We start from the raw sequence: 14,483 nt of genomic DNA on the forward strand, positions 1-14,483 counted from the left end.
GTCGGCATCAACCGGATCGCGGCCCCTGAGCGGGGCGAGGGCAAGAGCCGGCTGGTGGGGGATGTCGCCTATGGTGAAGCCTCCGAAGTCGCTGCCGCCATCACGCCGGTTCCGGGCGGTGTCGGACCGATGACGATCGCCATGCTGATGGCCAATACCGTCATTGCAGCACATCGCGCTGCGGGTAAGAAGCCGCCGAAGTTTTGAGAGCGAAATACCATCCGGACGGCTAAGAAAAACCCTTCGGATCGGCTTGCCAAGGCGTGAAAGACGATTATAGTCAGGAAACAAATATTCCATAGAAGAAAAAGAGGGAACGAAATGGCATTATCATGGCGTTTCTCCGCCTTGGCGGACCGGCACCGTGCTCTCGGATCGAAACTCGAGGACTGGAGCGGCATGGGAACCGCCTGGACCTACGAGAAGGACATGTCGCAGGAACACGTCGCGATCCGCACCAAAGCCGGCATCATGGACGTTTCCGGCCTCAAGAAGGTGCATCTGGTCGGACCGCACGCCATTGCCGTGCTCGACTATATCACCACCCGCGACATGTCGAAGATCTATCCCGGCCGCTCGGTCTATGCCGCGATGCTCAACGACCGCGGCTACTTCACCGACGACTGCATCGTCTACCGCACCGGTCCGAATTCCTGGATGCTGGTGCATGGTTCGGGCTCCGGCCACGAGGAAGTGCTCAAGCAGGCGGCCGGCCGCAACTGCGCTGTCCTCTTCGACGACGATCTGCACGATCTGTCGCTGCAGGGTCCTGTCGCCGTCGACTATCTCGCAAAATATGTGCCCGGCATACGCGATCTCAAATACTTCCATCACATGCAGACGACGCTGTTCGGCGCGCCCGTGATGATCTCGCGCACCGGCTATACCGGCGAGCGCGGTTATGAAATTTTCGTGCGTGGCCAGGATGCGCCGATGATCTGGGATCGCATCGTCGCGGAAGGCGAGGAGATGGGGATCATTCCCTGCTGCTTCAGCGTCCTCGACATGCTGCGTGTCGAAAGCTATCTGCTCTTTTATCCCTACGATAACTCGCAGATGTATCCCTTCGCTGACCAGCCGCCCGGCGACAGCCTCTGGGAGCTCGGCCTCGACTTCACGGTCAGCCCGGGAAAGACGGGTTTCCGTGGCGCCGAGGAACATGCGCGCCTCAAGGGCAAGGAACGCTTCAAGATTTTTGGCATGCTGATCGATGCGGACGGTCCGGCCGATCTCGGCGACGAGGTCTATGCCGAGGGCAAAAAGGTTGGTGTCATCACCTGCCCCTGCTATTCGACCTTGACCAAGAAATCGATGGCGATCGCCCGCCTCGATGTCGACAAGGCGGTGCAGGGCACCAAGCTTGAAGTGCGCGGCAAGAGCCTCAATGCGAGTGCCATCGCCCATACGCTTCCGTTCGACGACCCTGAAAAGAAGAAGAGGACGGCTATCGGTTAAGGAGGCGCTCATGCTTGTCGAAGGCATCAAGAGCCGGCCGGTCTACAAAGGGCTCTCCATCCAGCCGCACGCCCGGCGGCATCTGTTCGCGCTGGAAGGTGAGGGGGCCAATGCCCTCCTCGACCAGACGGTCGGGCTTGACGGTACCATCCTGTCGCGCAGCGAGATCCTCTATGTCGCGCGCGGTTCGCAGGGCAGGGGCCATGATGAGGCCCTGCGCGGGCTCGGCGCCGACATGTTCTTCACGGCGCCGACCATTGCGACGTTGCTCTTCCGCCTGAAAGGCTCGCTCGCAACGGCTCACATGGGCACGCGGCTTTATATCGCCGGCACGGAAGGTTTTATCGGCCAGGCGATGATGGTGGCGTTGGACCTTGGCATGGATCATGCCTCGATCATCACGGAGCATCGCGGCTCGCTTGCAAGACGGGTGCAATGCGTCCACTGCAAGGGCATCACCGACGATGTCACGCATAGTCCTTTTGCCTGCAGCCATTGCGGGCTTCCGCTCTTGGTGCGCGACCATTATTCGCGCCGGCTCGGCGCCTTCCAGGGCGTCAACATCGATGCGGAAGAGCCGGGCACGGCGCCTGATCCCGAGGAGTTGTTCCTGTGAGCGGTGGTACGGAAATTCCGGTTCGTGTCGCGAAGGTGACGCCCGTCGCCGATCGCATCAAGCGCTTCCGCTTCGAGCGTCTTGATGGCGCGCCGATGCCTTATTTTTCCGGTGGCGCCCATGTCATCGTCTCGATGAATGACGAGGGCCATGTGCGCCGCAACGCCTATTCGCTGATGTCGCCGCCGCATGATTGCTCGGCCTATGAGATCAGCGTGCTGCGTGTCGAGGACTCGCGCGGCGGTTCCGCCTTCATGCATGAGAAGGTGCGTGAGGGTGACGAGCTCAAGGTCAGCTATCCCGTCAATCTGTTCCAGCCGGACTGGCGCGGGCGCAAGCATCTTTTGATCGCCGGCGGCATCGGCATTACGCCCTTCATCGCGATGATGCAGCAGTTCTCGCGCGAGGGCGCGAATTTCGAGCTGCATTATGCCGTGCGTTCGATCGATCGCGGCGCCTATTGTCAGGAACTTGTCGAGCAATACGGCTCGCAGCGGGTGAAGATCTATTGCGACGCCGATCGCAATTTCATGCCTCTGGCACGTCTGCTCGAAAGCCAGCCGCTCGGCACGCATCTCTATGTGTGCGGCCCGACCGGCATGATCGACAGCGTGTTGAAAACGGGTATAGAAGCCGGCTGGCCGGAACAGAACCTGCATTCCGAACGCTTCCTGTCTTCCCAGCCCGGCAAGCCCTTCTCCATCATGCTGACGCGGTCGGGCAAGACCGTTCACGTCGGCCATCACGAGAGCATGTTGGAGGCGATCGAGGCTGTCGGCATCGATGCGCCCTTCCTCTGTCGCGGCGGCGCCTGCGGGCAGTGCGAGACGGGTGTTGCCGTCTGCGACGGCAAGCTTCTGCACAATGACGTCTATCTGAGCGACGAAGAAAAGGCCTCCGGCCGAAAAGTGATGATCTGCGTCTCCCGCTTCGAGGGAAGCGCGCTGCATCTCGACCTCTAAGCATCCGGCCGATATCCAGGAGAATGGGCATGGCAATCGCCTTCAAGCAGGAAACGTTTCGGGACGACTTTACCTACCGCAACAGTCCGGAAAACATCCGGCGTTTTCCGTTCCCTTTCGATCGCGACGAATACATGTATTCGGTCAACATGGAACCGCATGTGAAGGGGCGGAAGAATACGGTCTACGAAAGCCTCATCGACGTCGACGAGCACTATGTCGCCGAGATGCATGACCGGGCCCTGGTGCTGAAGGAAGATCCCTTACGCTATCAGGCGCTGCCGCACATGATGACAGCGCAATGGGACACGCTGGAACTCTTGATGGAAGAGCAGGCGGCCGGCTATCCCGAGCATTTCACGCTCACCAAGAATGGCGATCAATGGCGCTGGATCAATAGGCCGCTCGGCATAGACGACACCTTCACCTTCGGCGATGCGTCCACGTTGCCTTACGAACCCTTCGAATACATCACCCGCCAGGCGCAGGGTGATTTCTGCATCGTCGACCAGCGTGACGGCAATCTCTGGATGGATGCCGGCATGGTGACGACCCAGGCCGATTGGTCGCTTGATTTCGATATCGGCATGAACTTCATGGAATGGCATGGGCCGGTGCCGCTCGCCCATCAGATCGGCGTCTTCGACCGCGCGCTGAAATTCCTCTTGAACCTGCAGCAGGGCAAGCCGACGCGCCGGTTCAACTGGACCATGACGATCAATCCCCGCCTCGATACCAGCCCCGAAAACTACCCGAAGTGGGGTCCGGATCGCACCACGGTGACGCCTGAGAATGTCGGCGAAAAGGTGCATCTGCGCGTCGAGTTGCAGAGCCTGTGGCGTCTGCCGCGCTCGAACGCCATTCTCTTCGTCATCCGCTGCTATCTGATGAACATGAACGAGCTCGTTACCGTGCCGAAATGGGCGCGCCGCTTCCCGCGTGTGCTCAAAACCTTGCCGCCGGAGCTCATCGACTACAAGGGCCTGACGCGCTTCCGCCAGACCACGATCGACTGGCTGTCGCAATATGATGACGGCGCGCCGACCAGCCCCGGCATCTTCCCGGATTGATGCCGGACGCGGCGCGAAACGACTGCATGCAATAAGAACTTCGATACAATCGAGAAGGGGAATGCCACATGACACGAGTTGCCGTTATCGGTGCCGGCCCTTCGGGCCTTGCCCAGCTAAGGGCCTTTCAATCGGCCGCAAAGAAGGGTGCTGATATCCCGGAAGTCGTCTGCTTCGAAAAGCAGGCGGATTGGGGCGGCCTTTGGAACTATACCTGGCGCACAGGCCTCGATGAATATGGCGAACCGGTGCATGGCAGCATGTATCGCTATCTCTGGTCGAACGGCCCGAAGGAATGCCTGGAATTTGCCGATTATTCCTTCGAGGAGCATTTCGGCAAGCCGATCGCCTCCTATCCGCCGCGCGCCGTGCTTTGGGACTATATCAAGGGCCGTGTCGAGAAGGCCGATGTACGCAAATGGGTGCGCTTCAGCACGCCGGTTCGCATGGTGCGCTTCGATGAAGAGACGAAGAAGTTCACGGTAACCGCGCATGATCGCCCCCAAGACCGGATGTATGACGAGGAGTTCGACTATGTCGTCGTCGCCTCTGGCCACTTCTCGACGCCGAACGTGCCCTATTTCGAAGGGGTGAAGACCTTCAACGGTCGTGTGCTGCATGCCCACGATTTTCGTGATGCGCTGGAGTTCAAGGGCAAGGACGTGTTGCTCGTCGGCCGTAGCTATTCGGCCGAGGATATCGGCTCGCAATGCTGGAAATACGGCGCAAAATCGGTGACGACAAGCTATCGCTCTAAGCCGATGGGCTTCAAATGGCCCGAGAATTTCGAAGAGCGGCCGCTGTTGACGCGTCTTGAAAACAAGACGGCCTATTTCCTCGACGGCTCATCGAAGGATGTCGACGCGCTGATCCTCTGCACAGGCTATCAGCATCATTTCCCCTTCCTGCCCGATGACCTCCGGCTGAAGACGGCCAACCGGCTCTGGGCCGATCATCTCTACAAGGGCGTGATCTTCGACAAGAACCCGCAGCTTTTCTACATCGGCATGCAGGATCAGTTCTACACTTTCAACATGTTCGACGTGCAGGCCTGGCGGGCGCGCGATGTCATGATGGGCCGCATCAAGCTGCCGCCCGAAGCGGAACTGCAGGCGAACTTCGACAAGTGGCGCGCCCGCGAGGAAACGCTTGAGGATGCCGAGCAGATGATCTGGTATCAGGGCGACTACGTGAAGGAGCTGCTCGCAGAGACCGATTATCCGAGCTTCGATATCGAAGGCACGAACAGGACCTTCATGGAATGGGAGCATCACAAGGCGGAAAACATCATGGGCTTCCGCGATCATGCCTACCGCTCGCTGATGACCGGCACCATGTCGCCGACACATCATACGCCCTGGGTCGACGCGCTCGATGATTCCATGGAGGAATATCTGCGCAATTGATCCTTGACCATTTCCCCACCTGACCGGCAAGGGAGGCGAAAGCAGCCTTTGCCGGATTTTTATGCGTTGAGACGAAACGAGTTCATCCGCAACCTTCTCTTCGGGCATGGCTTCCATGGATTTTCAGACAAGCGTTCTCGGCCGTATGGCGGGTTTTCTCTATCGCTGCCGGGCGGACGAAAACTATACGATGCTTGAGATGACCGACGGCATCGAGCGTATCTTCGGCTATCCCGCAGATGAGATCATCGGCAACCGCGCGCGAACCTTTACTTCGATCATGTGCGAGGATGATATTCCGCTCATGGATGAGCTTGTCGGCAAGGCTTTGGAAAGCCGCACCGACTGGACGATGGAGTATCGCATCCGTCATCGCGACGGCCATTTCCTCTGGGTGACGGAGACCGGCGGCGGTGTCTGGGACGAGGCCGGGGAGCTTCTTTATCTTGAAGGCAGTATCCTGAATATCGAATCGCTCTACCAGCGCCTCGACGAGCAGACCGCGGACATGCGGGTCACGGCATCGAAGACCAACGAGATCCTGCAGTCGCTGCGCTACTTGAAGCTGCTTGCCGTCAATGCCGGCATCGAGGCGGCAAGAGCGGGCACGGCCGGATCGGGTTTTGCGGTCCTGGCGGCAGAGATGCGTACGCTTGCCAACTCCTCGGAAGAGGCGGCACGCGCAATCTCGGCCGCGCAGAAGAAGTCGGATCAGGATCGCGGCCGCGTCTTCTGCGGATCGTAGTGAGAAAGCGGCACGATGACAGCCGGAAGCCGCTTTTGCTGACCATCCAGCTTGCCGATCTCGACCTTGGTTCCAACAGCCGCATGCGTGACGTCGACACGGGCGAGCGCGATGGTTTTGCCGAGGATCGGCGACCGTGTGGCGCTGGTGACCACGCCGATCTGCGCGCGGCCGATATGGATGCAATCGCCATGTCCGATGGACTCGTTGGCCTCGATATCAAGTCCGACCATCAGATGCCGTGGGTTTTCCTTTCGCCTGACCAACGCCTCGCGCCCGATGAAATCGTCCTGCTTGGATTTCAGCGGAACAGTGAAGCCGATGCCGGCCTCGAAAGGATCGGTCTGATCGTCGAATTCGTGATGGGCAAAGACCAGGCCCGCCTCGATACGAACCATATCGAGCGCCTCAAGACCCATCGGCTTCAGCCCGTAAGGCTCGCCGGCTTTCCAGACAGCGTCAAAGACTGTTACCGCATCCTTCGGATGGCAGAAGATCTCGTAGCCGAGCTCGCCGGTATAGCCGGTGCGCGAGACGACGACCGGTGCTCCCTCGAAATGGCCGATGCGGCCGACGGTGAAGCGGAACCATTCCAGCTCGCCGATGGTTGGTTGGCGCGGCGCCGTCCAGATGATCTCCTTGAGGATATCGCGGCTCTTCGGGCCTTGCAGGGCGATATTGTGCATCTGGTCGGTGGAGGAGCGGACCCAGGCCTTGAAGCCCTTCTTCTCCGCCTGCTCGCGCAGCCAAATGCCGCTATAGTCGTCGCCGCCGATCCAGCGGAAGTTTTTGTCTGCGAGGCGGAACAGCGTGCCATCGTCGATCATGCCGCCATGTTCGTAGCACATGGCGGAATAGACGACCTGGCCGGTCGAGAGCTTGCGCACGTCTCGCGTCAGGCAATATTGCAGCAATTCCTCGGCATCCGGCCCTGTCACCTCGAACTTGCGAAGTGGCGAGAGATCCATCACCACGGCGCGTTCGCGACAGGCCCAATATTCCTCGACCGGCCCTTCCGAGGAGAAGCGGTTCGGCAGCCAGAAGCCGCGATATTCCGTGTAGTCGCGTGTCATGGCGGAAAGGCGCGGGTGAAACGCGGTTTCCCGCGTCAGTTCGGGGTCGGCGTCAGGGGTCATGCGATAGGCCACCGCTCGTGTGAATTTTTCTTTGCCGGAAAAGGTGCGCACGTGGATATCGGTCGGGTCCCAGCCATTGGCCGCGTCGATGTCATCGGGGCAGGAGGAGGAGACACAGACAAGATCCGTCAGGGCGCGCATCAGGACGTAATCGCCGGGCCTGGACCAGGGCTCGTCGAGATAGAGCTGGTTATTGTGATCGACATTGGTGTTGTAGAAGTAGTTGAGTGCCTCCCACCCCTTTCGGCCGGCGATTCCATAGGGAGCGAGCGCCGCGTTGAAATTGTCGGTGCAGTTCACGTGGCCGGGATAGCCCATGTCGTCATAGTAGCGGGAGTTGCAGGCCGTTGCGAAGGCGTCGTGGCGGCCAACCGTGTCCTGCACGATTTCCACCAGCGGCTCGAAATCACGGTCGAAGGCCTTGGAGGGAAGGCCGGGCGCTGGATAGCTGCGGCCGAGCAGGGTGCGGGTTACGGTTGAATCGAGCGCAAGGTCGAGGCCTTTGTCGACCTTGCGGGCGGAGAAGGCCTGGAAATCGGTGCATTGCCGGCCGTAGACGTCGATGATCTGAATATATTCGCCGGCACGGACGAAATAGGCCGAAGCGGTCGCTGCCTTGACGCGGATGTCCTCGATCGGATCGGCGAGCGGTTCGGGGAGCGCGGATGCATAGTCTCGCAGGATGGTCGTGCGGCATATTCTGAGCTCGATCGGCGTTGCCGTATCCTGCGTCTCCGGCGACATGGTCGTTCCCGGTGCGCAGGCGATCAGCAGGCCTTTGGTCGCGATGGTGAATTCCGCCGTGCTGCCGGCGCGAGATGACCCGCCGAAAAGGTGCAAAGCTGCCGCGGACGCCATGTCTGCTCCGCGCCGTTCCAGCGCTATCCTAACGCGGCCGGCGCTTTCATCTCCGGACGAAAGAATGGCTTTCAGACCTGTCGCTTCGCCGGTGAATGCCGACCCCAATCCTGCGGATTGAAAGCGGCCCTTCTCGTCGAGGAAGGTGAGCTCGCAGACCTGGCCACCTTCGCTATCCGTCACCGAAACCCGATCGCCGGGCTCGACGCGCACGACCAGCGACCCACCGCCCTTGCAGCGATAGCGTTCGGTATCTTGCGGCAAGGCCGGAATGCCTGGGTAGCGGATGATGCTCGCCGAAATCGGCCGTATTCCGGCGGTCGGCGGATGGAGTTCTCGCATTAAACCCTCTCGGGAAATAGGTGCATCGAGGCACTGGAATCATGCTGACAAAATGCCGATGGAAAGTAAAGGGATATTGACTAAAAAGAAAATATCTTCACTATGCATAAAGGGCATGCATCTGGAAATCCGCGCACAGACTCGGCTCACGAAAACCTCCAGCACGCCCCGCAATGCCATGGGAGGCACGTTCAGGGAGACGTACGAGAGATACGTCCGGAACAAATTGGGGAATTTCATCGATGACGGATATCGTGGACGCCGGCGCTTCCGCCGGCACCGAAGGTAAGCTTATACGCGCGCTTGACTGGAAGGGCGCGTTCTGGGTGGCTGCGGGCGTGCCGCCGCTTGTTCTCTTCTCCATCGGCGGCATCGCCGGCACGACGGGCAAGCTTGCCTTCGTCGTGTGGATCATCTCAATGATCATGGGATTTTTGCAGTCCTTTACCTATGCCGAAATTGCCGGCATGTTCGGCAACAAGTCCGGTGGCGCCTCGGTCTATGGCGCGACGGCCTGGCTGCGTTACTCTAAGTTCATCGCGCCGCTTTCGGTCTGGTGCAACTGGTTTGCCTGGTCGCCAGTGCTGTCCCTTGGCTGCGCCATTGCGGCCGGTTATATCCTCAATGCCTTCTTTCCCATCCCCGCGGCGGATTCACAGGCCGTGCTCAGCTGGATCAGCGCCCATGCGACGTCGATCACCGCCGATAGCCCGCGTGTTGCCGAATACATCGCGGCCCATGCCGGTACATCGCCCGACGATGCGGTGAAAGCGCTGCTCAGCGCCGATGGCGTTGCAGCTTTTACGCCGGCCATCCGCACCTGGTCTCTCGTCAGCTTCAACATTCCCTTCCTCGCAACCGCCAATATCAATGCTACCTTCTTTATCGGCGGCGTCCTGATGCTGATCATCTTTGCGATCCAGCATCGCGGCATTTCCGAGACGGCAAGCGTGCAGAAGTGGCTGGCGATCATCGTGCTCGTGCCGCTTCTGATCATCGGTGTCTATCCGATCGTCAGCGGCCAGATCCTCTCCGCCAACGTCACCGGCCTGCTGCCGCCGACAGCGGCTTACGCCGCGACCGACGGCACCTGGAGCAATGGCGGCTGGACGCTTTTCCTCGGCGGTCTCTATATCGCAGCCTGGTCGACCTATGGCTTCGAAACGGCGGTCTGCTATACACGCGAACTGAAGAACCCGAAGACGGATACGTTCAAGGCGATCTTCTACTCGGGACTTGCCTGCTGTATCTTCTTCTTCCTCGTGCCCTTCGCCTTTCAGGGCGTTCTCGGTCATGCCGGCATGCTGGCACCGGGCATCGTCGACGGCACCGGCGTGGGCGAGGCGCTCGGCGGCCTGATCGGTGCCGGCCGCGTCGTCACGCAGCTGCTCGTCGTCCTGATGATCCTGGCGCTCTTCCTGGCGATCATGACGGCAATGGCCGGTTCTTCGCGCACGCTCTATCAGGGCTCGAAGGATGGCTGGCTGCCGAAATATCTCGACCATGTGAACGAGAACGGCGCGCCAACGAGAGCGATGTGGACGGACTTCGCCTTCAACCTCTTTCTTCTGGCCATCGCGTCCGACACCAGCGGCTATTTCTTCGTGCTCGCCGTTTCCAACGTCGGATACATCATTTTCAATTTCCTCAACCTCAATTCCGGCTGGATCCATCGAATGGACTCCGGACATATCGAGCGCCCGTGGAAAGCGCCGTCCTGGCTCATCGGCCTCAACACCGTGCTTGCCTTCGTCAACGCCCTCTTCCTCGGCGCCGGCGCCAAGGTTTGGGGCTATGCCAATGCGCTCTGGATCGGCTTTGCCTTCGCGGCCCTGATCCTGCCGGTCTTCGCCTACAGGCATTATGTGCGCGACGGCGGCAAATTCCCGGCGGGCGCGATGGATGACCTCGGGCTGATCGGCCAGGATCTGGGTGTCAGGAAAGCGGGAATCCTGCCCTATCTGGCGCTTGCCGGCGGCCTCGCCATCGTGCTGATCGCTAACTGGATCTTCCAGCTGCCGGCATAGCGGCATCCTGCCTGATCTCCGGTTCACGGCATTGAGGTCCGGCCTGCTCGGCAGGCCGGACCTTTCCATTGCGAAGAATGTGCCCCCTTCAATCACGGAGCATGGTGCCGGTGATCTGCTGTTGCTGCGCCCATCTTCCCCTTCCGATCTATCTTCTTTATAGGTCCCTGCCCGACAATATCGGGCAGGAGGATGACCATGAACGCGAATGATGTCGCCGCTCACTGGGAAAACAACGCCGAGACATGGACCGTCTATAGCCGCGCAGGTTATGACAGGTACCGTGACGCGTTGAATACGCCTGCCTTTTTGAACATGCTGCCCCCGGTTGCCGGCCTGAAAGGGCTTGATCTTGGCTGTGGCGAGGGTTCGAATACTAGGGCGGTTGCGCGTCTTGGCGCCCGTATGACCGGGCTCGATATCGCGCCGACCTTTCTACGCTATGCCCGCGAGACCGAGGCAGGCGACCCGCTCGGCATCGAATATGTACTCGGAAACGGCCAGTCCATCGACTTTCCCGGGGCGAGCTTCGACTTTGTCACCGCCTTCATGTCGATGATGGACATGGCAGATCAGCAGAGCGTGCTCAACGAGATCGAGCGCATTCTCCGGCCCAAGGGCTTCCTGCAATTCTCCATCCTGCATCCCTGCTTCGTGCCACCAACACGCAAGAACATCCGCAATGAAAAAGGCGAACCGATCGCGGTTCAAATTGCCGACTATTTCGACGAGACTGACGGGAGGATCGAACGCTGGGTTTTCTCGTCGATCCCTGCGGAGGAGCGCGCTGCACTGGCACCATTCTCGATTCCTCGCTTCCACCGAACACTCTCGAGCTGGGTATCGATGATCATTGGTGCCGGTCTTGTGATCGAGGCATTTGGTGAACCGATGGCAAGCAGCGAGGTAGCACTCGCCGAACCGGTGGTAGCCGATACCCGCGTAGCGCCGATTTTCCTGCATATCAGGGCTCGCAGAACCTGATATGCGGAAACCTTCGCCATCGCGAGTGTTTGCTTTCCCGAAATCGTGTTTCGGCCTCGCTCATTCGGCGGCTTGATTGACGGACGCAGCATCACCTGCCCGCGCCCCCGACAGGCTTGTTTGACCAAGTGCCACGATCAAGACGGTGATCGCGCTCGATACGACCGAAACCCAGAAACCATTCGCCGGTCCGAAATTATCGACCATCCAGCCGGAAACGAAGGCGCCGAGCGCCATGCCGATGCCAATGCCTGTCATGATCCAGGTCACCCCTTCCGTCAGCATTGACTCCGGCACCCGGCGTTCGATCAGTCCGAAAGCGGTGATGAAGGTCGGAGAGATGGCAACGCCGCTCAGGAAAACCGCAAAGGCAAGCAAGGTCACGGACGCGCCGGCAACGAGAAGCGGCAGGGCGGTGAGGGCAAGGACGCCGACTGCGATCAGCAACTGCCTCTGGAGCGGCGCCTTGGGGTTCAGAGCGCCGATGACAAGGCCGACGATAAACGAACCGAGGGCATAGACGCCGATGACAAGGCTTGCTGCGCCGGGCTGGCCAAGCTGCTTTGTGATGGCGACGGCGCTCACTTCCGCCGTGGCGAAAGTGGCGCCGACGAAAATCAGGGCAAGCGTGATGATCTGGACCGGACGCAGCCGGATGGCCGAATGTTGCGGGCGATCGGAATCAAGCGCACGCACCTTGGGTTCTGTCGAACGCTGCAGTAAAAAGGCCGTCGTTCCGAGCGCAAGGAAGATCGTGCTCACAAGCATCCCGGCCTCCGGGAACAACGAGACGGAAAGGCCGACCGAAAGGGAAGCGCCGGCGATATAGACGAGCTCATCGGCCGCGGATTCGAATGCGAAGGCCGTGTTGAGCTCGGGTCGGTCGCGGAAGATTTCCGTCCAGCGAGCACGCACCATGGCCGGAATGCTCGGCATGGCAGCCGCAAGGAAGGCCGAGGCAAACAGCGTCCATGCCGGCCAATCCTGATTTGAGGCGATGACGAGAACGATAAAGGCCACGACCGAGAGAATGGTGACCGGCGCGACGACAGCGCGCTGGCCAAGCCGGTCGACAAACCGTGATATCTGCGGCGAGACGACTGCATTGGCCAAAGCGAAGGTGGCGGACACCGCCCCGGCAAGCCAATATTCGCCGCGCGTCTGTGACAGCATGGCGACGATGCCGATGGGGGCCATCGCAATGGGAATACGCGCGAAAAAAGCCGCGGCCGAAAAACCTTTCGCACCCGGCGCCCGGAAGATCTCGCGGTATGGATTGGACATCGGAACGCTCCCTGGAATTGGACGAAATCGCCACAGACATACGCGGCGTATGCGAATGAGATAATTGCATACGTCGCGTATGTCAAATAATATACGCAGCGTATGCGAATTTATGCAGAACCATTGACGGAGACGTAATGCGCAAACCCCGTAGTGAAATGATCGCTGAGACGCGAGCCAAGCTGCTGGCCGCCGGCCGTAAGGCATTCGGGAGCGTCGGCTATGCCGACGCATCGATGGATGATTTTACAGCGGCCGCCGGACTGACGCGGGGGGCACTATACCACCATTTCGGGGACAAGAAGGGGCTTCTGCAGGCCGTCGTCAGCCAGATCGACGCGGAAATGACTGCAAGGCTCTGTGCGATCTCATCCAGAGCACCATCGCGTTGGCAGGCATTCGTCGACGAGAATGTCGGATATGTCGAGATGGCGCTGGAGCCGGAAATCCAGCGCATCATGTTTCGCGACGGCCCGGCTGTCCTTGGTGATCCCTCCGGATGGCCGAGTGCCAACGGCTGCATCGCCACGATCACAGAGAGCCTCCGCGCCCTTGGAGACGAGGGGATCATCGTGAAGATTGACCCGGAAGCCGGCGCTCGCCTCATCAATGCGGCAAGCAGTTGTGCTGCGCAGTGGATCGCCAATTCGGACGATCCGGCGACAACCTCGAAACGAGCGGTCAAGGCCTTTCGAACTTTCCTCGAAGGCTTGCGGATCGAGAAAGACTGATCCGACCGAAGGCCCGCGGTCGCGACCAATTTCCCGCGAAGGCACCGGATGGAGCCTCGTCAGGCCGTCGATGCGGCGGTGAAAACCGCCAGCTGAGCCTCGAAAGCCCGCTTGTATGCCGGCCGGGCTTCGCCGCGGGCGACATAGGCGGAGAGGTTGTGATAGTCCTGTAATATACCCGAGTCCTTCAGCCTGAGCAGGACCGATATCATCATAAGATCGCCGGCGCTGAATGCCTCGTCGAGCCAATCGGCACTGCCGAGGTAACGGGAGAGTTCGTTCAGCCGCTGGCGGATGCGTTGATCGACCATGGACAGGCGCTGCTCGTACCAGATCTGATCGCGCTCCTGGATTCTTGCGGTTGCGCGGTCGATGATCGGCGGCTCCACCGTGGAGAGAGCGGCAAACATCCATGTGATCGCCCGCGCACGGGCGCTGGCAGCGTCCGGCAAAAGACCGGCATGGCGCTCCGCGATATGGAACACGATCGACCCCGACTCGAACAAGGCGAGATCGCCCTCTTCATAGGTCGGGATCTGCCCGAAGGGGTGAAGGGCGAGATGCGCGGGCTCCTTCATCGCCTTGAAGGAGAGGAGGCGCACCTCGTAAGGCTCGCCAACCTCTTCCAGCGCCCAGCGAACGCGCATGTCACGCGCCAGACCCCTGCCGCGATCCGGCGACTTTTCAAAGGCGGTAATCGTTATCGTCATTGCTGCTCTCCATTACTTGTCTCTCTCAAAGACGGCTGGCTGAGCAAAATTCCGACACTTGGTTTGCGAGATAGCTTCCGAAAGCGAGAATGCCTGAAGAGCCGCGAGGGATCAGATCGAGGAAGCCATGGCAAAGGTTTGAGTTCGGCCCGAAGCG

12 protein-coding genes and 1 pseudogene are annotated in these 14,483 nt (G+C 60.1%); 10 read left to right on the forward strand and 3 right to left on the reverse strand.

Annotated features, from left to right (window positions below):
- The 7 genes and pseudogenes from DQ393_RS29360 to DQ393_RS34165 all read left to right on the forward strand — a co-directional run.
- A pseudogene (locus DQ393_RS29360) lies at positions 1 to 207 on the forward strand (bifunctional methylenetetrahydrofolate dehydrogenase/methenyltetrahydrofolate cyclohydrolase); the annotation flags it as partial.
- A gap of 114 nt (positions 208 to 321) precedes the next feature.
- Positions 322 to 1,455 carry an aminomethyltransferase family protein gene (locus tag DQ393_RS29365; protein WP_112345238.1) on the forward strand — a complete coding sequence of 378 codons (1,134 nt, stop codon included), beginning with the start codon at positions 322 to 324 and terminating at the stop codon, positions 1,453 to 1,455.
- Between the two features lie 10 nt (positions 1,456 to 1,465).
- On the forward strand, positions 1,466 to 2,071 hold the full coding sequence (locus tag DQ393_RS29370) for a dimethylamine monooxygenase subunit DmmA family protein (RefSeq protein WP_112345239.1): 606 nt from the start codon (positions 1,466 to 1,468) through the stop codon (positions 2,069 to 2,071).
- Positions 2,068 to 3,033 (forward strand): PDR/VanB family oxidoreductase, encoded by a 966-nt coding sequence (locus DQ393_RS29375; protein WP_112345240.1) that lies wholly within the window; start codon positions 2,068 to 2,070, stop codon positions 3,031 to 3,033. The genes DQ393_RS29370 and DQ393_RS29375 overlap by 4 nt, the downstream gene beginning before the upstream one ends.
- Positions 3,034 to 3,062: 29 nt before the next feature.
- Positions 3,063 to 4,103, forward strand: a complete 1,041-nt coding sequence (locus DQ393_RS29380) for a heme-dependent oxidative N-demethylase family protein (protein WP_112345241.1) — start codon at positions 3,063 to 3,065, stop codon at positions 4,101 to 4,103.
- Positions 4,104 to 4,171: 68 nt separating this feature from the next.
- Positions 4,172 to 5,509: an NAD(P)-binding domain-containing protein gene (locus DQ393_RS29385; protein WP_112345242.1), complete on the forward strand. Its 1,338-nt coding sequence runs from the start codon at positions 4,172 to 4,174 to the stop codon at positions 5,507 to 5,509.
- Positions 5,510 to 5,624: 115 nt separating this feature from the next.
- The gene (locus tag DQ393_RS34165) at positions 5,625 to 6,254 is read left to right on the forward strand and encodes a methyl-accepting chemotaxis protein (RefSeq protein WP_112345374.1); all 630 of its coding nucleotides are present in this window, start codon (positions 5,625 to 5,627) and stop codon (positions 6,252 to 6,254) included.
- Here DQ393_RS34165 and DQ393_RS29395 read toward each other — a convergent pair.
- A complete protein-coding gene (locus DQ393_RS29395) occupies positions 6,221 to 8,590 on the reverse strand; it encodes a DUF1989 domain-containing protein (RefSeq protein WP_112345243.1) in 2,370 nt (789 codons plus the stop codon). The two genes, DQ393_RS34165 and DQ393_RS29395, sit on opposite strands and share 34 nt — an antisense overlap.
- A 242-nt stretch (positions 8,591 to 8,832) precedes the next feature.
- On the opposite strand from DQ393_RS29395, the gene DQ393_RS29405 reads away from it, so the two are divergent.
- Together DQ393_RS29405 and DQ393_RS29410 are read left to right on the forward strand one after the other, a co-directional pair.
- Positions 8,833 to 10,617 carry an APC family permease gene (locus DQ393_RS29405; protein ID WP_112345245.1) on the forward strand — a complete coding sequence of 595 codons (1,785 nt, stop codon included), beginning with the start codon at positions 8,833 to 8,835 and terminating at the stop codon, positions 10,615 to 10,617.
- A 198-nt stretch (positions 10,618 to 10,815) separates the two neighbouring features.
- Complete coding sequence (locus tag DQ393_RS29410) at positions 10,816 to 11,601, forward strand: class I SAM-dependent methyltransferase (RefSeq protein WP_112345246.1); 786 nt, start codon at positions 10,816 to 10,818, stop codon at positions 11,599 to 11,601.
- A 60-nt stretch (positions 11,602 to 11,661) separates the two neighbouring features.
- Here DQ393_RS29410 and DQ393_RS29415 read toward each other — a convergent pair whose 3' ends face one another.
- A complete protein-coding gene (locus tag DQ393_RS29415) occupies positions 11,662 to 12,885 on the reverse strand; it encodes an MFS transporter (protein WP_112345247.1) in 1,224 nt (407 codons plus the stop codon).
- A 137-nt stretch (positions 12,886 to 13,022) separates the two neighbouring features.
- Between DQ393_RS29415 and DQ393_RS29420 the strand changes: the two genes are divergently transcribed.
- Entirely contained in the window at positions 13,023 to 13,616 is a 594-nt protein-coding gene (locus DQ393_RS29420; RefSeq protein WP_162737093.1) for a TetR/AcrR family transcriptional regulator, read from the forward strand.
- A gap of 59 nt (positions 13,617 to 13,675) precedes the next feature.
- On the opposite strand, the gene DQ393_RS29425 is transcribed toward DQ393_RS29420, so the two are convergent.
- Complete coding sequence (locus tag DQ393_RS29425; protein ID WP_112345249.1) at positions 13,676 to 14,326, reverse strand: glutathione S-transferase family protein; 651 nt, start codon at positions 14,324 to 14,326, stop codon at positions 13,676 to 13,678.
- Between the last annotated feature and the right edge of the window lie 157 nt (positions 14,327 to 14,483).

This window comes from Martinezella tropici (assembly GCF_003287875.1).
Taxonomy (GTDB): domain Bacteria; phylum Pseudomonadota; class Alphaproteobacteria; order Rhizobiales; family Rhizobiaceae; genus Rhizobium; species Rhizobium tropici_C.

Excerpts from the sequence above, each read along its gene's own strand:
- DQ393_RS29405 (WP_112345245.1), top strand. The coding sequence starts at position 8,833 with ATGACGGATATCGTGGACGCCGGCGCTTCCGCCGGCACCGAAGGTAAG.
- DQ393_RS29425 (WP_112345249.1), bottom strand. The coding sequence starts at position 14,326 with ATGACGATAACGATTACCGCCTTTGAAAAGTCGCCGGATCGCGGCAGG.
- DQ393_RS29365 (WP_112345238.1), top strand. The coding sequence starts at position 322 with ATGGCATTATCATGGCGTTTCTCCGCCTTGGCGGACCGGCACCGTGCT.
- DQ393_RS29385 (WP_112345242.1), top strand. The coding sequence starts at position 4,172 with ATGACACGAGTTGCCGTTATCGGTGCCGGCCCTTCGGGCCTTGCCCAG.
- DQ393_RS29380 (WP_112345241.1), top strand. The coding sequence starts at position 3,063 with ATGGCAATCGCCTTCAAGCAGGAAACGTTTCGGGACGACTTTACCTAC.
- DQ393_RS34165 (WP_112345374.1), top strand. The coding sequence starts at position 5,625 with ATGGATTTTCAGACAAGCGTTCTCGGCCGTATGGCGGGTTTTCTCTAT.
- DQ393_RS29395 (WP_112345243.1), bottom strand. The coding sequence starts at position 8,590 with ATGCGAGAACTCCATCCGCCGACCGCCGGAATACGGCCGATTTCGGCG.
- DQ393_RS29410 (WP_112345246.1), top strand. The coding sequence starts at position 10,816 with ATGAACGCGAATGATGTCGCCGCTCACTGGGAAAACAACGCCGAGACA.
- DQ393_RS29420 (WP_162737093.1), top strand. The coding sequence starts at position 13,023 with ATGCGCAAACCCCGTAGTGAAATGATCGCTGAGACGCGAGCCAAGCTG.
- DQ393_RS29415 (WP_112345247.1), bottom strand. The coding sequence starts at position 12,885 with ATGTCCAATCCATACCGCGAGATCTTCCGGGCGCCGGGTGCGAAAGGT.
- DQ393_RS29370 (WP_112345239.1), top strand. The coding sequence starts at position 1,466 with ATGCTTGTCGAAGGCATCAAGAGCCGGCCGGTCTACAAAGGGCTCTCC.